The organism is Paenibacillus sp. FSL H7-0357 (assembly GCF_000758525.1).
Taxonomy (GTDB): domain Bacteria; phylum Bacillota; class Bacilli; order Paenibacillales; family Paenibacillaceae; genus Paenibacillus_AQ.
Map to the genome: position 1 here is coordinate 6,666,762 of NZ_CP009241.1, position 17,637 is coordinate 6,684,398.

A 17,637-nucleotide genomic window follows, 5' to 3' on the forward strand; every position below is an offset into this window, starting at 1 on the left:
AATCCTACTCAGCCAGGATGTATTGGTTCAAAGTAGCTCTGAGCAGTTCTTGACGTCCGGACTCATTGCGGCGCGGATTTTCGTTGTTCAGTGCGTATTCGGCAAGCGAAGCCAATGTTGCTTTGCCGGAAACGATGTCTGCCCCTACGCCTTCATTAAAGCTGCTGTAACGTTTCGCGATGAAGTCTTCAAATACGCGGTCTTCAAGCAATTTAGCGGCAACTTTAAGGCCTTTGGCATAAGTGTCCATACCGGCGATGTGCGCCAGGAACAGATCCTCAGCTTCGAAGGAAGGACGGCGTACTTTGGAGTCAAAGTTGATTCCGCCTTTGCCAAGTCCGTCATTCTTGAGTACTTCATAAAGCGTAAGAGTTGCATCGTAAATGTTAACCGGGAATTCATCGGTATCCCAGCCCAGCAATGTATCGCCTTGGTTTGCGTCAAGCGATCCAAGCATGCCGTTAGTGCGTGCTACACGCAGTTCATGCTCAAAAGTATGACCGGCAAGTGTTGCATGGTTAGCTTCAAGGTTCAGCTTGAAGTGCTTATCGAGGTTATATTTCTGCAGGAACGCAATTGTTGTTGCTGCATCGAAGTCATATTGATGTTTGGTAGGCTCTTTTGGTTTAGGCTCGATCAGGAATTGGCCGTCGAAGCCGATTTCCTTAGCGTAATCTACAGCCAGGCTGAACAGACGTGCAATGTTATCCTGCTCAAGGCCCATATCTGTGTTAAGCAATTCCTCGTAGCCTTCACGGCCACCCCAGAATACATAGTTTTGTGCGCCCAGACGTTTACCAACTTCCAGACCCTTCTTCACTTGTGCAGCTGCATGTGCGAAGACATCAGCATTAGGAGTGGAGCCTGCACCGTGCATATAACGCGGATTAGTGAACATGTTGGCTGTGTTCCACAGCAATTTCTTGCCGGAAGTCTTCATGCCTTGTTCAAGGATATCTACGATGGTATCAATGTTGCTGTAGAACTCACGCAAAGATGCGCCTTCAGGAGCGATGTCCACATCATGGAAGCAGTAGTACGGCAGGTCCATCTTCTCCATGAATTCAAAAGCCGCTTCAGCGCGGGCTTTAGCCTTGTCCAGGCCACTCAGGTGATTCCAGCTGCGGATTGCAGTTTCTGCGCCGAACGGATCGGAACCGCCAGCAGTTAATGTATGCCAATATGCCATTGCAAACTTCAGGTGCTCTTCCATGGTTTTGCCGGCTACGATTTCTTTAGGATTGTAGAATTTGAATGCGAATGGGTTGGTGGAACGGCTTCCCTCGTAAGAGATCTTGCTCACTGTTTCAAAATAAGCCATTTGTAAAATCCTCCTCGATATTTTGCTTCGCCCGCAAGCGTTTACAGCATCATCTTAACACATCTTCAGAACTTTGTATATTGGTTAAACAAAGTTTTAAACAACTTTTTATTTGTCTATTTCTTGTCCTCCGCGAGTAGGGCCAAAACCCCGTCCCCTGCCACTCTATCGTTTAACATGACCATAAAGTACCCTTTGACAGCAGCGCCTATGCGTTGCCATTCGTTTGAACACAATGCGCTTCCTGTTGCATTTTTCCGCACATCACTCTAGACTAAGTGGCATACTACTCTAATGAGAACGTTGTCAAAAAAGGAAGTGTACTTCGTGAAAGTTACCGGTGACCAGGCGCTGGTCAAAAAAATCAATAAGTCGATTATTTTACATATGATCCGCACGCATTCTCCGGTCTCCCGGGCCAAAGTCTCCGAGATGACCGGCCTTAATAAAGCAACCGTGTCCAACCTTGTCGCCGAGCTTTGCGGACAGGAGCTTGTGACTGAAGCCGGCCCCGGGGAATCCAGCGGCGGACGCAAACCGCTCATGCTGCATTTTAACAAAATGGCGGGAAGCGTCATCGGCATTGAGCTGCGCGTAAAGCAGCTCACGGCGGTGCTCTGCGATCTGGACGGCGGGGTGCTTCACGAGCGGGATTGCCGGTTGGATGCCCATGATTTCCCTTATGTTGTGAATCAGATGAAGGCTATCATTGCGGAACTGATCACCAAATCCCCCGCGTCGCCTTACGGTATCGTTGGAATCGGAGTAGGTGTGCCGGGGATGGTCGATGAGAACGGCGTGGTGCTGTTCGCCCCCAACCTTGGCTGGGAGATGGTGGATTTACGTTCCATTCTGGAGAGTACCTTCGCTGTTCCCGTCACGATAGACAATGAAGCCAATGCGGGTGCACAGGGAGAGCTTAATTTCGGAGCAGCCCGGGGCGTGCGCCACCTGCTGTATATCAGTGCCGGTTCAGGGATCGGATCGGGAATTATCATCGGGGGAGAGCTGTACAAGGGCGCCCGCGGATATGCCGGAGAAACCGGACATATGACCATTGAAGCGGAAGGCAAACCCTGCAGCTGCGGAAGCCGGGGCTGCTGGGAGCTGTATGCCTCCGAGAAGACCTATGACAACTCAAACTTGTCATTGCCTGCCCGCACTACCACAGAACTGGTCCGCCATGCGCTGGACGGGCAGGAGGATACGCTGCGCCACTTCTCAACCATGGGCGAATATCTGGGCATTGGCGTCACGAATCTGATCAACAGCTTCAATCCGGAGCTGATTGTTATCGGAGGAGCCCTGTCCGAGGCCGAGCCTTGGCTGGGCGAACCGCTGCGCAGCGTAGTGGCTAAGCGTACGCTGCCCTACCATAAGCAGCAGCTGGAGATCACTTTTTCCAAGCTGGGCAGCCGCGGGACCATGATCGGTGCGGGCTTTTCGGCCGTGATGCATTTTCTCGGCAATATCAGGGTAACCCTGTAGACAAATTGACGTAAATTTGCCGCATTTAAAGCAGCCCAAAGTGCAGCAATAAGCAGGGCAATCCTTTATAATTAGGTCATAACTGTGTGACATATGTCACCATCACCCCTTTTTCTGAAAGCGAGAGTGAGTCTATGACCTATGTTGATACGTCTGATCTTTCAGCGCAGATGTTCATCACTGTGCTGCTGCTGCTGCTCATCATTGCTCCTTTAGTCAGTCTCGGTGTACTGCGTCTGTTCCAATCGAGGAAGAAATCGGGATTCATGCTTATTATCAGCGGTGTTGTTGTATACGCTATTTTTCAAGTAATCATGTCCTTTACCCAAGCTTAAGCGAGAGCTTCGAACCCTTTGCTCCTGCCCGTACAAAAACTAGCCGGCATCACAAAAGCAGACTATTTTTTGTACGGAAACTTGCTCCCCGGACTGCCTCAGCTCCGTTCTGCGTCATTTAGAGAAAGACTGCAGATGAAACGCTCGACTCCGGGATATTTTTCCCCCAGACTCTTAACTGCAAATCCGCTATTCCTGTAGAACCCAACGGCGTCATGGTCTGTCTCCGCGGTTATCGTGTCATATTCAGCAGTTCTGCGGAGTTCCTCTACCATCTTTCTGCCGATCCCTTTCCCGCGCCACTGCTCCTGAACTGCAAGATGCCTGATCTCCGCCGCTTTCCTGGAATGCCGCATGATTCCGATGAGCCCTGCCAACCGTCCATTCTCAAAGCAGCCCAGCAATTCTGTACAATCATTTGCAATATATCCCGCAAGCACCTGCTCGCTTTTCTCATCAAGCTCCTCATCGGCAGCCCACATGCACTCGGCCAGCAAACGTTTTACTGCCCCGTAATCCTTATATATAGATTGAACTTAAGGTTTTAGAGTACAGGATCAGTCGCAACTACGGAGAATATTTGGACTTCCGGCCGCTGTTGTCTTCAGATTTCTTGATTTAACCGCTCTTAGCGGTAGAAATCCGAAGACAAAGGCGGACGCTACCGCTCCTCCAGTTCCAAAATCCCCCTCCGTTCCTCCTTTTCCTTATCTCAAGTTTTTAAGTTCAATCTATATAGTCCTTTAAATTCATTAACAAGGTTTGCAGCATCCTTTCATCGGTTGGAGATCCATATGTACATTGAACGATTCGGACGGATACAAGCCCGGCAACGCAAAGACCGCCCCCATCTCGGAAGCGGCCGGTATCCTCTTATTCAAGAGCAAAGGCTGTATTATACAGTTGCCAAAGCCTTGTCGAATTGCGTTTTGTTCATGCCTACGATTTTGAAATCGCCGATGACGGTTACAGGTACAGCTCTCATACCCATATCCCAAACCTGCTGCGCGTAATCATCATTCTGCTCGATGTTGCGTTCCTCGTAGGATACACCCTTCTCGCTCAGGAAGCTCTTCACCTGACGGCAATGCGGGCAATTGGTTGAAGTGTATACAATTACATTTTCCATAGTTGATCTCCTCCTTAATTTTATATGAACAGTATAGATCAGGGTAGTATCTATTGTAGCACCGGAGTGCCTTTTATTCCAAATAGAGGGTTACAAAATAACCGCACTGTGCTCCAGGCTTTCGATGTATTTCTCAGCATCCATAGCTGCCATGCAACCACTGCCCGCTGCCGTAATGGCTTGTCTGTAACGGGTATCCTGAACGTCGCCGCAAGCAAATACGCCAGGAATATTGGTTTCGGAGGTACCCGGATTGGTCACGATATACCCGCTCGCATCCGTTGTAATTTGACCACCCAGGAAGGAAGTATTCGGATGATGGCCGACAGCTACAAATACACCGCTGGCTTCAATGAATTCCTCTTCGCCGGTTTCATTATTAAGAACCTTCAGACCGTTCACGCCTTTGTCGCCGGAAGTCACTTCCAGTGGAGTACGGTTCAGCCCCCAGGTCACCTTGGCATTATCGCGGACACGATCCTGCATAATTTTGGAAGCTCGCAGCTCTTCACGGCGGTGCACAAGGGTAACTTTCGAAGCAAAACGGGTCAGGAAGCCAGCTTCCTCAAGGGCGGAATCACCGCCGCCGACAACGACGATCTCTTTGCCGCGGAAGAAGAATCCGTCACAAGTCGCACAAGTGCTGACACCGCGTCCGATGTTGTCCTGCTCACCGGGAATGCCGAGGTATTTTGCCGTAGCACCTGTCGATAGGATCAGTGTATCTGTAGTCAATGTTCCCATACCTTCAACGTTCAGCTTGAACGGACGATCCCCCAGCTCTACGCTGTTCACCCAGCCTGTAATAAACTTTGCACCGAAACGCTCAGCCTGCTTACGCATATTGTCCATGAGTTCAGGACCCATAATACCTTCAGGGAATCCGGGGAAATTCTCAATTTCCGTTGTAGTGGTAAGCTGACCACCCGGTTGCGGACCTTCAATCACCAGCGGATTCAGGTTGGCGCGGGCCAAATAGATAGCAGCAGTCAGTCCGGCCGGTCCGGTACCAACGATAATGGATTTGTACATGACTATATCCTCCTTGAGATGGACGGTTAAGCGTCAATCCTTAATTAAAATTATTATAATGTAGTACTTATTATGATCACCCAAGAAGGAGTTGTCAATATGCCAGACACGCTGTAATCGTACCCATTTTGTGAACAATTCAATTTTAAGCAATTAAATTTCCGGAATACCCTGTAGGTTTGTCGATTTCAGCTTTTATTAGCGTAAAAGTCTTAATCCGTTCAGGATCACGAGAATTGTGCTGCCTTCATGGCCAACAACACCGAAGGGGAGCGCGATCCCCTGCAAAAAGTTGCCCAGCATCAGGCTGGCGATCACGGTAACAGCAAAAATCATATTCTGCTTCACAATACGCTGCGACCGGCGGGCCAGCGCAATGGTCGAAGAAATCTCTTCAATATTATCGTTCATCAGCACCACATCGGCAATCTCAAGTGCCGCGCCGCTGCCCTTCATACCCATCCCCATGCCAACGGTGGCCGTTGCCAGAGCCGGAGCATCATTGACCCCATCACCAACCATAATCACATGGCCATATTGCTCACGGAGCGCTTTAATATGACTTACTTTATCCTCCGGCAAAAGATCGGCAAATACCATGTCCACTCCCGTTCTTGCTGCCATTGCCTGCGCCGCCTCTGCCCGGTCCCCGGTCAGCATAGCCACCTTAATTCCCAGCTTCTGCAGCTTGCGTACAGCAACTTCGGCCTGAGGACGCACCGTATCCTGCAGCGCAATCATCCCGGCGATTTTGTCACCGGCCAGAATCAGCGACACGGTCTTTCCTTCAGCCTCGAACTGCTGCCGCAAGGTTTTCCAGTGTTGTACTGGTTCGTCATCCCTCTGAACTGCCGGCTCATCCAAAAGATTGGATTTGCCGATTCTCCATTGTTGGCCTTGAACCGTGCCTTCAATCCCCCAGCCGGTTACGGATTTGCTCTCCTGGATATTGTACAGCTCCACCTGCTCCTCCTCAGCCATGCGGACAACCGCTTCCGCCAGCGGATGGCGTGACAATTTCTCAATGGATGCGCTGACCGACAGCAGCTCCCTCCGGTCATATCCCTCTCCGGCGATAAAATCCGTCACCTGCGGAATCCCCTCAGTCAACGTTCCGGTCTTATCAAAGGCTACCACAGACGTCCGCGCCATATTCTCCAGGTGCACGCCACCTTTGAACAGGATGCCTTTGCGCGCACTTTTGGAAATGGCCGACAGCATGGCAGGCATGATGGATGAGACCAGCGCGCACGGTGAAGCCACCACAAGAAAGACCATCGCTTTATAAAAAGTATCGCTCCAGCTCCAGTCCAGCAGATATGGCGGCAATGCAATCAATGCAACCGTTGCAGCCACAACCACCCGGGCATAAATCGACTCCAGCCGTTTAATAAACCGCTGTGAATCCGGCACTTCGCTCTCCGCCTCTTCCACCATCTTAATAATCTTGGCAAAAAGGGTGTTCTCTGCAGCCTTGGTAACTTCGATATAAAGCGGGCCTTCCCCGTTGACGGTCCCGGCGAACACTTCACTTCCGGCTGTTTTCTCTACCGGCAATGATTCGCCTGTGATCGAAGCCTGATTGACGGCCGATTCACCCCGGCACACTTTACCGTCAGCGGGAATCAGTTCACCGGGCCGCACCAGCAGCAAATCTCCGATGGCCAAAAGATCAATCGCAACCTCGTTCATTGCCCCCTGCTCAATGCGCACTGCCGTGGCCGGCTTCAGGGCCATCAGGGAGGAGATGTCCTTTTTACTGCGCTCCATGGTATAACTCTCCAGAGCACCGCTCAGTGCAAAGATGAAGATCAGCATCGCACCTTCGTTCCAGTAGCCGATTGAAGCGGCGCCCAGAGCGGCAGCGATCATCAGCAGGTTGACATCGAGGTCGCGTTCCTTGACCAGTGTCTCCACACCTTCCTTCGCTTTAATCCAGCCGCCTACCGTATAAGAGATCACGTAGAGCAGCACTGAGAGGATTTCCGACCAGCCGCTGGCTGCCCAAGCAATCAGCATAAGTAATCCGCTGCCCAGGGCAGCCTGCATTTCGGAATTGCCCAGCATAGCCTTCGGATCGAAACGTCGCGGCTCCGGTGTCCGGGGCTGCTGCGCGTTGCCTTGGCGCGCTATTGGTTTTGGCATTTGTTTGGATGTTGCTTGCATGAATAATCACCTTCCTGATTGGTTTAGGAGCATTGGCATTCTGTCCTTGACAAGATGAAGAGCAGCCAACTGAGAATGAGAGCCATTATTAAAGCCCTTAAAATGACACATGCTGCCCCGGCTCAGCCGGGACAGCATGGTAAATGAGAATGATAATCATTGTTGCAATAATGCAAATATATTTCCTCGATGCAACTTATAGTTATACTATACCACTTTCCGTTCGAATGTAAACCCGGAGACTAGCCTTTTTTTGAGGGGGGTTACGGGGATGACGACTACAATATGGGTGGGTGGGTGGGTGAATGAATGAATGAATGAATGACGAGTGTGGGTTGCGTGCTTGGGGTAACTGGGTATTGTGAGCAACGGCGTAACTTGGACATTGGGTAACGTAAGAATCAAGAGAACAAGGGTAGGATCAGCAACGCGGGGATCATGAGCACAGCGCACATTGGTAACTGAGGGATTGTGGAAATCAAGAGCTTGAGGGTAACCTTAGCACCGCGGCATTGAGAGCAACAATGTACGTGGGCAAATGGGGTAACAGGAAATCAAGGGCTTGACGGTAACCTCAACATCGCGGGTCGTGAGCAACAATGCACATGGGCAAATGGGGTAACGGGGAAATCATCATGGGAGTGAGTAACCACAACATCGCGGGTCGTGAGCAACAGCGTACGTGGGCAAATGGGGTCATGGGGAAATTATGAGATTGAGGGTAACCTCAACATCGCGGGTATTGGGAGCAACAATGCACGTGGGCAAATGGGGTCACGGGGAAATCAAATCGTGGGATTGAGGTAACCTCAACATCTCGGGCATTGGGAGCAACAGTGTACGTGGGCAAATGGGGTCACGGGGAAATCAAATCGTGGGATTGAGGTAACCTCAATATCACGGGCATTTGGAGCAAAGGTATACGTGGGCAACATGAGAAACGCGGGGTCTAAAGAAACTTAATAAAATGAGCACTTGAGTATCCATCCTTGATTGCATCTTTAAAAGTCCCTTCGTCTCTCTAGCCTATCCTTGTCCTACCAGTGCTCCCCCTCCCTTCGAACGCAAACATCCCCATGTTTACCGCAGCAATGCGGAACAAGGGGATGCATCGGTTACCACATTTTCAATTACCTTAAGAATCATGGAAGGATAATTGGCTGAACCGATTGGATACGAGTACGTTGCCTGCTATCCGATAGACATAAGTGTATTTACTGCAACTATTCACGGCAGAAACAAACGTTTTGGTGAAATAGTTGTAGTTCATGCAGCTAAAATAGCCGATTGCTCCTCTGCGGGCCAATTTTGCTTTTTATAGCTGTATTGAATGCAACTATAGCTCAATAAAGCTAAAAAAGTAATGAAATAGATGTACAAAGTGCAATTATCCCACGAGACCTCATCATCATTCGGTTAAATTGCAGCGGCTTCTACCCCCAGCCAGTATCAGGCTAAATAGCTGCCGGGGAGGTTAGTCTTATGCCCGGATGCGGGCTAATCGTTGTACAGATGCCTGGAATACCAGAAATCATTTGAACAGGCACACCAATGATAACGGATATGCGAGCCGCCGCATAAAATGGCGGATATTCGCTGGACAGGCGCCCGGCCGTCGGCTATTGCCAGAGCGGGAGGGCGCCCGGAAATCCTACAGCCAACCGCCGGCGGCTGGATCTTCGTTATGGTCCTGCCGGGCCATCCAGGTCAGGCAGGCTGCCCTGAGCAGCGCTTCGGTCCGCTGGCCAGCGCTGCAAAAGATCCCGCTCATGCCGATCGCATACAGATCGGCAAGCGCGGCCGCCGCCGGTGCCCCCGCGGCGAGCACCACCGCCGCCGGCTTCACGCGCCGCACGGCGGCCAGCATCTCTCCCGCCGCACGGGCAAAGCCCTCGGCGGAGCTGGCTTCCGGCGCGTGCCCGCAGGCCGCGCCGTCCAGCACAAGGAAATCGGCGATGCGCGCGATTTCCCCGGCGGCGTAATGTGCACCGGGCGCGATCAGCGCCCCGATGCGGCAAGCCGCCGCATAAGCGTGGCCGAGTGTCTGTTCGGCCACGTCCTCGATGAATTCGCGCATCACCGCGAATTCGGGCGCGCTGGCGGGATAAGGCGCCAGCAGATCCACGCGGCAGTCGCTGCCCACCCGCTGGCTCTCCGCCACGGCGGAGAACAGCGCTTCGAGCTGCGCATCCTGAAGCACGGCCAGCCTTGCAGGCAACGCGGCAAGCTCCGGGGTATATAGCAGGGTGACCGCGGTCCAGGCCCCGTCTGCTGATTCCAGCAGCGCCAAGGATGCGGCCCGCAGCCGGTAATAGATCCGCTGCAATGTCCGTTCCGTCTGGACTTCATCCTCCCCTGTCAACCAGCTGTCATACAGCTCGGCTAGCTCGGGAGTATTGAGCCACTCTTCGCTCCGGATCAGACAAGGGCCCACCGGAGCCGTTCCGGCATCCTCCCGGAAAAGCGGGCGATCCTCACAGCCGTCACGCAGCACCAGAAAGGCCGGACGTTCCCCCGGACGCTTGAAATAAGCACGGTTTAGTGGACCCATTCCCTTTTGCCGCTCCCCTTCGTCTATAAATTCCGCAGCAGCGGAAGCCACCGATGCAGCCTGGCTCATCTCCACTCCTATAGCCCGATCACCGGCGTTATACTTGAACGGGCGCTCCTCATTACTCCGAACATGATCCTGCTGTTGTTCACCCTTCATCACCGCACCCACCTTTTTGGCATTGGATTGCTGCCGGCCGCCGTTTTAGGGACGTGTTGACACCGGCATGTTACGCTGCTTCTTTTTATAAATACGGGAATGGGCCATGAAATATGCAAGCGTTGTCAAATGAGTAAGTTCTTAACGGTTGCAGAAGCGTGAAATCACCCGGCGCTCCCTTGTGTAAGGCATATGCTTTGAGGGGAAACGATATTCTGCATTCCTTCAGCTATGCAAAAAGGCCATCTGCCCCATGCACCGCCCTGTCAAAGTATGAACAGGATCATGCAGGCGAACAATCACCTAGAATTAATCTGATTCATAATTATGAAGGAAACGGCTCCGCATAATGGCAAAGGCCTTGATAGCCTGCAGCGAAGCGCTGCAGGCCGTAACTATTTAAGTGCAGTTGCTGTGCTGTCTTTATTGCTGGCTGGCAGCAATCGCCTGCTCCAGATCATACAGAATATCGTCAATGAATTCCGTACCAATCGACAAACGCAGCAATTCAGGGGTCACACCTGCTGTTGTCTGCTCTTCGGCAGAAAGCTGCTGATGTGTAGTGCTCGCCGGATGAATAATCAGTGACTTGGAATCACCGACATTGGCCAAATGGGAGAACAGCTTCACATTCTCTATCAGCTTGACGCCCGCTGCGGCTCCGCCCTTAATTCCGAAGGTAAGGATTGCGCCTTGCCCCTTTGGCAAATACTTCTGGGCAAGTGTATAGGAAGGATGGCTCGGCAATCCGGCATAGCTGACCCATTCCACATTCTCATGGGCTTCCAGATACTGTGCAACCTTCAGCGCATTCTGGCTGTGACGCTCAAGACGCAAATGTAAAGTCTCCAGCCCTTGCAGCAGCAGCCAGGAGTTAAACGGCGAAATCGCAGCGCCCAAATCACGCAGCAACTGCACGCGGGCTTTAATAATATAGGCAATCGGTCCTACAGCTTCCGTGTAAACTACGCCATGATAGCTTGGGTCCGGCTCGGTCAGCCCCGGGAATTTGCCGCTGGCTTTCCAGTCGAATTTGCCGCCGTCCACAATGATTCCGCCGATGGAGGTACCGTGCCCGCCGATGAATTTGGTAGCTGAGTGCACTACGATGTCGGCTCCATACTCAATCGGACGAAGCAAATACGGGCTCGGGAAGGTATTATCCACAATCAGCGGAATGCCATGCTCATGGGCAATGGCCGCCACGGCTTCAATATCCAGTACATTTCCCTGCGGATTGCCGATCGTTTCGGCGTAGAGCGCCTTCGTCTTATCTGTAATCGCACTGCGGAAGTTCTCAGGATTATCCGAATCCACAAAATGAACCTTGATGCCCAGCTTGGGCAGTGTGGTAGAGAACAGGTTGTATGTTCCGCCATAGAGACTTGCGGAGGACACAATTTCATCCCCTGCACCGGCGATGTTCAGAATAGAGAAGGAAATTGCCGCTGCCCCTGAAGCTGTGGCAAGGGCTCCTGCCCCGCCTTCAAGCGCGGCAATCCGCTGCTCGAACACATCGGTGGTCGGATTCATCAAACGGGTATAGATATTGCCGAATTCCTTGAGCGCGAACAAATTGGCTGCATGTTCCGCATCACGGAACCCGTAGGAAGTGGTCTGATACAACGGTACGGCACGCGATAAAGTAGTTGGATCGATCTCTTGTCCTGCATGAACGGCTAAAGTTTCAAACGACAGCTTGCGGTCTTCTGACATTGGTATTTCCTCCCATTCATAATTGGCAACCGTTAACAATTTAATTAAGAATTGAAACTATTCTCTCACAAACCATGTCATTTGAAAAGAAAAATATCTCATTATTCCACTGTGTTTTATTTTATTTAGAGGAACTATTGATTTGATCGCACTCCCTCCCGTGGATAACGCTTTCAATTTTCACTATATATCAGGCTTCATCGCTATGTATCGGACTTTAATCGTAAACGGCAAGAGTGTCTAGCCGGCAAATTGATTTCGCCGCATATAGAAGTATACCAGATTGTCTACCAGCTCCTCATCTCTACAAAACCCCAACGCTGTCAGCAGGCGAAGGGATCTATCGTTCCCCGGATCAACTGTAGCTTCAATGACCTCAAGCCCCATCTCTTCATAACCAAAGGCGATCACCGGAAGGAGTGCTTCGGTCATCAGTCCCCTGCCCCAGAAGTCTCTGGACAGATCAAAGCCGATTTCTGCTTTGCCCTCAGGTCCGGTTGTCCAGCAATGATAGCCGCAGGTCCCTGCCAATTGATCCTGCTGCTTATCGAATACTCCCCAGCGGCAGCCCGAATCGTCGATGTGAAACTGGATAATTTCGTCCGCTTCGCTAATGTCCCTGCAGGGCGGAATATCCATGTAACGCGTTACTTCTTCCTCCGAGAAATGGCGGAATACCGCCTCACGATCTTCAATCGTCAGCAATCTTAACTTCAACCTGTCTGTTTCAATGACCGGGTAATTCATCTTCGTCAATGATCTCTCTCCTTCGCACTCACTTGCTGCACCAAATTCGCTGGAACTTTGCCTATCATTCTATCATATTACTCAGCGCTTATGGACCATCAGGTTTTTGTTATGAAGTATTTCCCGCATAGAAAAAAGACTCCCGCTGCAAGCAACGAAAGTCTGAGAGGAACTAATCAAGTGTCATAACTGACCAGATAATGATGAAGCTCTGTGTTATAACAGCCGACGCTGTGTTCGATCAGCCTGCCTTCCCCGTCGTAGGAGTTGCGCAGGCGCTTGAGCACATGCGTCCCCGGTGGAAGCTTCAGCAGCAGACAGACCTCAGGAGGTGCCGGCTCCACAAAAAAACGGTCCTTGAAGTTCTCCAGCACAATGTCGTTCTCCTCCAAAGAGTCATACAGCGACTGGATATCCGCACCCATTTCTTTGGCACCTCCGCCGGGCAGCGCTTCTGCTGTCAGGAAGTGTATCAGATGAATATAAGGCTGTCCATTCAGAATGTAGAGACGTTCGATCCGCTGGCAATACGGACCGTGGCGATGGTATTCCTCCGTACCGGCATCATTCGTAATGAGCTCAGACACCAGCAGTCTTTTTTCCAGCTTATGTCCCTCTTCTACGAGCAGCTCTGTAAATTTTTTGCCCTTGGAGAGTTTCTGATAGGAGGTATTGCGCATCACAATGGTTCCGACGCCGCTTTTCTTTTGTACATAACCCTCCTGGGACAGCTCCTGGACCGCGCCGCGGACCGTCATTTTACTGACACCGAATTCCTTTTCCAGCTGCGGCTCGGAGGGAATGATGCTCCCCAGAGGATATACACCGTGCAGAATCCGGTCTCTGAGGATTTTTTGAATTTGCTGATATAAAGGACCTTGCTTGCGTTTCAGTGACACGCGCCGTTCACTACCTTTCAACATCTAAGGTATGGTCTGACAACGCCCGGAGCACCTCACCCTCGGTAAAAAGCGCGGTGTCGCCTTGGGTGGTGTGGGCCAGCATCGCCGCCGCTGCTGCCATATTAACAGTTTGCTGCCACGGGTACTGCTGCAATTCCCCATGGATGATGGCGCTGGTAAAAGCATCACCGGCGCCAATCCGGTCAAATACAGGGAAGGTCAGCTTACGGGAAAACTCGAATGTACCTTGATGATAGATATATCCCGTTAAGGAATGCGTATTGTCAGCATTAATCTCACGGTGGGTTCCCGCTGCCGTTCCGATTCCGAATCGTTTCGCCACCTCAGGAATTGCTTGCTTCAACTGTGTTATTCTATCATATTCTCCAGTTCCGATGCCAAGAATAAACTGCGCGTCCTTCTCATTCATCATCACCGTATCCGCCAGCTCCAGCAGATCTTCATAATGCGGGCGGGCCTTGGCATAGCCATCCGTACCCCATAGCCCCGGGCGGTAATTGCAGTCAAAGACAACCTTGCCACCGGCGCTTTTCACCTCCGCAGCAAGCTGCTTCATCTGCTTGCGCACTCCTTCATTCATAGCCAGCGTAATGCCGCACAAATGAAGGACGTCTACACGGGAGGCAAGTGCCGCCATATCATAATCGCCCGCCTCGGCGGTATTGAAGCTGCTGCCCAGCCGGTCTGTGTAAGTGACTCTGCCGGGGCGGGCTCCAAAGCCATTTTCCAGAAAGTACATCCCCAGCTGCTTGCCGCCCCGGCTGATCAGTGACGTATCCACCCCAAGCTTGCGCAGATAAGCTATCGCTGCCTCACCTACCGGAGTTTCTGGCAAGGTGGTTATTATAGCACCGTTATGGCCATATCTGGCCAGCGCTGCCGTTACATTAACCCCGCTTCCGGAAAAAGAGTACTCCAGCCTGCTGCTCTGGACTAACGTTTCATAGCCAGGAACCTGCAGCCGCATCATCACTTCGCCAAAAGCAGCAATCCTAGGCATACTGATCCACCAGCGATTTCATAATTTCGAGCAGCCTGCTGACATCCTCTACGTTCGTATTCCCGGTCTGCGGGTCAATAATCGAGGAATAGACATGCGGGATGACCTGCGGCACGCCTGCCTGCAGCGCAATCTCCAGGATGGGGCCAAAGTTGTCCATGTCGATTCCACCCGTAGGCTCCAGAGCAAAGCCGGCTTCCCCGCAGGCCTTGGCAACCGCACGGTACTCCTCTTCCAGCTTCAGCCCCTGCATCGGATAATATTTGAGCGCATTGCCACCCATGTCACGCACCAGTGCAATGGCGGCATGAACCGGCACAATGGCTTGCGGCTCGTTCCCCGAGCTGATGGGACCGGTCGATATATTTACATAGCCCGGCTTTCCGCAGGGAGAGACCAGGCTGTTGATCCAGCTGCCTTGGGCTCCCAGATTGGCGCGGGTCGCCCCCACTGCCGGAAATACCTGATTGATGTGGCTTCCCGGATAGCTTTTGGCAATCTCCGCCACAATTGCCGCCTGCCGGTTGTCTCCGGCTCCCAGGCCGATGGATACGGCATCTTGAATAGCTTGACCATATTCGGTCATGGCGGCTGCCGCTTCCTCCGCTGTGGCGTAATTTTTGGAGAGCACGCCTACCAGGACATGCCCCTCCGCTGCCGCATAAATCTCCTTGGCGTTCTCAATGCCGCCTGCCAAGACATTAAGTGCGGCTCTGTTCTTATACAAGCGCTGCTGAATATTACTCATTCGGTTTCCCCCCCACGATTTCGCTTATTCTGCTTACGATGACCTGAAGATCATCCCCTTGCAGAGACCTTGGATCGATATCGAAATAGCCCTGCTTCACGCCATAGTCCCGGGTATACACCGCAATCTCACCTTCACGCAGCCCGTCATTGACGGTCTTGGCGTCCACCCCCGCAGCGGAGGACTCAATCTGGATGCGTCCACGGAATATGGCTCTGCCCGCTTCATCCTGCACGATGCGGACCGAAACTCCGGGCATTTCGGCCAACGGCTGAAGGACCTCCAGAGCCTTTTTCTCCAATTCGCTGCTGTCGGCCTTGTCCTGATATTCCTCAAGGGCCTGGAGCAGCCCGAAGGTTGTCTCTTTGCCGACCTTCATGCTGCGGCCGATCCCGTGCAGTTGTACCTTTAGCCACTCGACATATTTCTTCTTGCCGGCGACAATGCCTGAGGTCGGACCTTCAATTGCCTTCGAGCCGCTGTAAATGGCAAGATCGGAATATTGGACATACTTCAGCAGATCCTCTTCCGCAGCCGCATCAACGATTAGCGGCACCCCTCTGCGCCCCGCAACCTCCCAGGCCTCTTCCACGGAAATCATATTCTTCTGGACAGTATGATGGGATTTGACATAGAGAATGGCTGCGGTGCGCTCACAGATCGCCTGCTCAATATGCTCTTTGCGGCCTTCATTGGCGTATCCGGCCTCCACCACCCGGCCTCCGCCAAGGAATACCATGGTTTCGACCGGAGCTCCATACTGCACATTATGACCCTTCAGCATAATAATCTCGTTCTTCAGTACCGGCTCCTGATGCAGCCGGAGGCTGAGCCGCGGATCTCCGCCGGTCACAACGGCTGCCACCGACAGCGCGATGCCGCTGGATGCCGAATTCACGACAACCGCGCCTTCGGAACCTAGCAGCCGGGCAATGTAATCTCCGGATTTGTCCACGAGATCCGCAATTTCCACATACTTCTGTCCGCCCTGCTTCATCGCCTCCATCACCGTATCTGTTGGTGCGGATACGCCAAGGATGCTCATTCTTCCACTGGCATTAATAACGCGCTTCAATCCATATCTAGCATGTAATGAGTGACCCATTTGCAAAGACTCCTTTAGCCTCAATATAGTGGTACGCGACCCGGACATCGCCTTCCGAGTCCTTAAGCTGCTTCTCGCCGGCCTCCAGGGCAAACAAGGTCAGGTTCGCCTGCTGGCCTACTCTGATCTGCCCAAGCTCCGGCTTGCCCAGCCACTCCGCTGCGCTGCTTGTGACTGCGCGGATGACCTCTTCCAGACCGTAGCCGAGATACAGAAATTTCGTCAGCACGTTCGACATGCTGTACACCGGCCCGTTCAGACGGTTGCCCCGGTAGATATCTGTGCTGATTGTATTCAGCGCAATGCCTGCCGCCTTGGCCTGCTCTGCAATCCGGAAGGAGAAGCTCGCGGTGCCATGCCCAACATCCAGATGAACCCCGCGGGCGGCTGCATCCAGCAGCCCATGCAGCGGTGTGCCGTCCGCATGGAACAAATTATTGGACTTACCGTTAAGATAATGGGTGATCACATCACCCGGCCGCAGCAGCTCCAGCACTTCGGAAATAGCCGGCGGCGAGGAACCGATATGCACCATGAGCGGAAGCTTCGTTTCTTCCGACAGTCTGCGTGCCAGCTTGAGCGGCTCTATGCCGCTGTCTTTGACGACACTTTGGCTGATGCGGGCTTTCAGACCGACAATGAATCCAGGATACGCCGCTGCCGCCTCCAGGGCCTTGGCCCGGTCAATCCATTCCAGCTGCGACAGCTCATCTGTCCGTTCGAGCCCAATCCGTGAAATATTCAACAACGCAAACACTCGTGTTGCAGCCTTCAGACTCTCAGTATAAAAAGCCCCGATCCGGTCTGAACCGCAGCTTCCCGCATCCACCAGCGTCGTTACCCCCTGCTTCACACCAATATCATCGATGTCATCGCCATAGGGATCAAGCTCAGGCACGGCATGCACATGCAAATCAATCCATCCGCTGGATCCATATAACCCTGAACAGTCCAGCCCGGTCTCTCCTTCAGCCTGGCCTGGCGGTGTAATGGCGCTGATGATCCCGTCCCGGATGGCGATATCAACCATTCGCCCGTCAACAAGCTGCAAATTGCGCAGCACATTCTCTGTGCCCACTCTTCCCATCTCCTTCTTCAACCCGGATAGCAGCATATTTGAATTTAAACTTAACTTGCTGCTCCATATTAAAGATTATAATGTTATAATGTTTATATTAGCATAAGTTTGATCAAGAAGAGAACAGTGATTTATTATT

Annotated in this window: 15 protein-coding genes; 2 read left to right on the forward strand and 13 right to left on the reverse strand. The window is 52.2% G+C overall.

Annotated features, from left to right (window positions below; translation table 11 throughout):
• Nucleotides 1-4: 4 nt before the first annotated feature.
• Complete coding sequence (gene xylA / locus H70357_RS29455) at nt 5-1,321, reverse strand: xylose isomerase (protein WP_038596629.1); 1,317 nt, start codon at nt 1,319-1,321, stop codon at nt 5-7.
• 327 nt (nt 1,322-1,648) lie between these two features.
• Between xylA and H70357_RS29460 the strand changes: the two genes are divergently transcribed.
• Together H70357_RS29460 and H70357_RS29465 are read left to right on the forward strand one after the other, a co-directional pair.
• Nucleotides 1,649-2,809, forward strand: a complete 1,161-nt coding sequence (locus H70357_RS29460; RefSeq protein ID WP_038596631.1) for an ROK family transcriptional regulator — start codon at nt 1,649-1,651, stop codon at nt 2,807-2,809.
• 134 nt (nt 2,810-2,943) lie between these two features.
• Complete coding sequence (locus H70357_RS29465) at nt 2,944-3,144, forward strand: hypothetical protein (RefSeq protein ID WP_038596633.1); 201 nt, start codon at nt 2,944-2,946, stop codon at nt 3,142-3,144.
• A gap of 98 nt (nt 3,145-3,242) precedes the next feature.
• On the opposite strand, the gene H70357_RS29470 is transcribed toward H70357_RS29465, so the two are convergent.
• The 12 genes from H70357_RS29470 to H70357_RS29525 form a co-directional block, all read right to left on the reverse strand.
• Nucleotides 3,243-3,641, reverse strand: a complete 399-nt coding sequence (locus tag H70357_RS29470; protein ID WP_231578337.1) for a GNAT family N-acetyltransferase — start codon at nt 3,639-3,641, stop codon at nt 3,243-3,245.
• Nucleotides 3,642-4,039: 398 nt separating this feature from the next.
• Nucleotides 4,040-4,273, reverse strand: coding sequence for a glutaredoxin family protein (locus H70357_RS29475; protein WP_038596638.1), 234 nt, complete (start codon nt 4,271-4,273; stop codon nt 4,040-4,042).
• A 90-nt stretch (nt 4,274-4,363) separates the two neighbouring features.
• Nucleotides 4,364-5,305, reverse strand: a complete 942-nt coding sequence (gene trxB, locus H70357_RS29480) for a thioredoxin-disulfide reductase (protein WP_038596640.1) — start codon at nt 5,303-5,305, stop codon at nt 4,364-4,366.
• Nucleotides 5,306-5,503: 198 nt separating this feature from the next.
• Nucleotides 5,504-7,471 carry a heavy metal translocating P-type ATPase gene (locus H70357_RS29485; protein ID WP_038596642.1) on the reverse strand — a complete coding sequence of 656 codons (1,968 nt, stop codon included), beginning with the start codon at nt 7,469-7,471 and terminating at the stop codon, nt 5,504-5,506.
• 1,651 nt (nt 7,472-9,122) lie between these two features.
• The gene (locus tag H70357_RS29490; RefSeq protein ID WP_038596644.1) at nt 9,123-10,181 is read right to left on the reverse strand and encodes a hypothetical protein; all 1,059 of its coding nucleotides are present in this window, start codon (nt 10,179-10,181) and stop codon (nt 9,123-9,125) included.
• Between the two features lie 423 nt (nt 10,182-10,604).
• The gene (locus H70357_RS29495; protein ID WP_038596646.1) at nt 10,605-11,897 is read right to left on the reverse strand and encodes a homocysteine synthase; all 1,293 of its coding nucleotides are present in this window, start codon (nt 11,895-11,897) and stop codon (nt 10,605-10,607) included.
• Between the two features lie 240 nt (nt 11,898-12,137).
• Nucleotides 12,138-12,644: a GNAT family N-acetyltransferase gene (locus H70357_RS29500; RefSeq protein WP_038600817.1), complete on the reverse strand. Its 507-nt coding sequence runs from the start codon at nt 12,642-12,644 to the stop codon at nt 12,138-12,140.
• 176 nt (nt 12,645-12,820) lie between these two features.
• Nucleotides 12,821-13,567 (reverse strand): GntR family transcriptional regulator, encoded by a 747-nt coding sequence (locus tag H70357_RS29505; protein WP_197073627.1) that lies wholly within the window; start codon nt 13,565-13,567, stop codon nt 12,821-12,823.
• A complete protein-coding gene (locus tag H70357_RS29510) occupies nt 13,554-14,567 on the reverse strand; it encodes a sugar kinase (RefSeq protein ID WP_038596649.1) in 1,014 nt (337 codons plus the stop codon). Before H70357_RS29510 ends, H70357_RS29505 begins: the two co-directional genes overlap by 14 nt.
• On the reverse strand, nt 14,560-15,315 hold the full coding sequence (gene dagF, locus H70357_RS29515; RefSeq protein WP_038596651.1) for a 2-dehydro-3-deoxy-phosphogluconate aldolase: 756 nt from the start codon (nt 15,313-15,315) through the stop codon (nt 14,560-14,562). The genes H70357_RS29510 and dagF overlap by 8 nt, the downstream gene beginning before the upstream one ends.
• A complete protein-coding gene (locus tag H70357_RS29520) occupies nt 15,308-16,420 on the reverse strand; it encodes a DgaE family pyridoxal phosphate-dependent ammonia lyase (protein ID WP_038596654.1) in 1,113 nt (370 codons plus the stop codon). The genes dagF and H70357_RS29520 overlap by 8 nt, the downstream gene beginning before the upstream one ends.
• A complete protein-coding gene (locus H70357_RS29525) occupies nt 16,398-17,450 on the reverse strand; it encodes an amidohydrolase/deacetylase family metallohydrolase (protein WP_231578521.1) in 1,053 nt (350 codons plus the stop codon). The genes H70357_RS29520 and H70357_RS29525 overlap by 23 nt, the downstream gene beginning before the upstream one ends.
• Nucleotides 17,451-17,637 lie beyond the last annotated feature (187 nt).

What these genes read in the sequence shown, in the direction of transcription:
- xylA (WP_038596629.1), bottom strand. Translation starts at nt 1,321, where the DNA reads ATGGCTTATTTTGAAACAGTGAGCAAGATCTCTTACGAGGGAAGCCGT.
- H70357_RS29465 (WP_038596633.1), top strand. Translation starts at nt 2,944, where the DNA reads ATGACCTATGTTGATACGTCTGATCTTTCAGCGCAGATGTTCATCACT.
- H70357_RS29475 (WP_038596638.1), bottom strand. Translation starts at nt 4,273, where the DNA reads ATGGAAAATGTAATTGTATACACTTCAACCAATTGCCCGCATTGCCGT.
- trxB (WP_038596640.1), bottom strand. Translation starts at nt 5,305, where the DNA reads ATGTACAAATCCATTATCGTTGGTACCGGACCGGCCGGACTGACTGCT.
- H70357_RS29485 (WP_038596642.1), bottom strand. Translation starts at nt 7,471, where the DNA reads ATGCAAGCAACATCCAAACAAATGCCAAAACCAATAGCGCGCCAAGGC.
- H70357_RS29490 (WP_038596644.1), bottom strand. Translation starts at nt 10,181, where the DNA reads ATGAAGGGTGAACAACAGCAGGATCATGTTCGGAGTAATGAGGAGCGC.
- H70357_RS29495 (WP_038596646.1), bottom strand. Translation starts at nt 11,897, where the DNA reads ATGTCAGAAGACCGCAAGCTGTCGTTTGAAACTTTAGCCGTTCATGCA.
- H70357_RS29500 (WP_038600817.1), bottom strand. Translation starts at nt 12,644, where the DNA reads ATGAATTACCCGGTCATTGAAACAGACAGGTTGAAGTTAAGATTGCTG.
- H70357_RS29505 (WP_197073627.1), bottom strand. Translation starts at nt 13,567, where the DNA reads ATGTTGAAAGGTAGTGAACGGCGCGTGTCACTGAAACGCAAGCAAGGT.
- H70357_RS29510 (WP_038596649.1), bottom strand. Translation starts at nt 14,567, where the DNA reads ATGCCTAGGATTGCTGCTTTTGGCGAAGTGATGATGCGGCTGCAGGTT.
- dagF (WP_038596651.1), bottom strand. Translation starts at nt 15,315, where the DNA reads ATGAGTAATATTCAGCAGCGCTTGTATAAGAACAGAGCCGCACTTAAT.
- H70357_RS29520 (WP_038596654.1), bottom strand. Translation starts at nt 16,420, where the DNA reads ATGGGTCACTCATTACATGCTAGATATGGATTGAAGCGCGTTATTAAT.
- H70357_RS29525 (WP_231578521.1), bottom strand. Translation starts at nt 17,450, where the DNA reads ATGGTTGATATCGCCATCCGGGACGGGATCATCAGCGCCATTACACCG.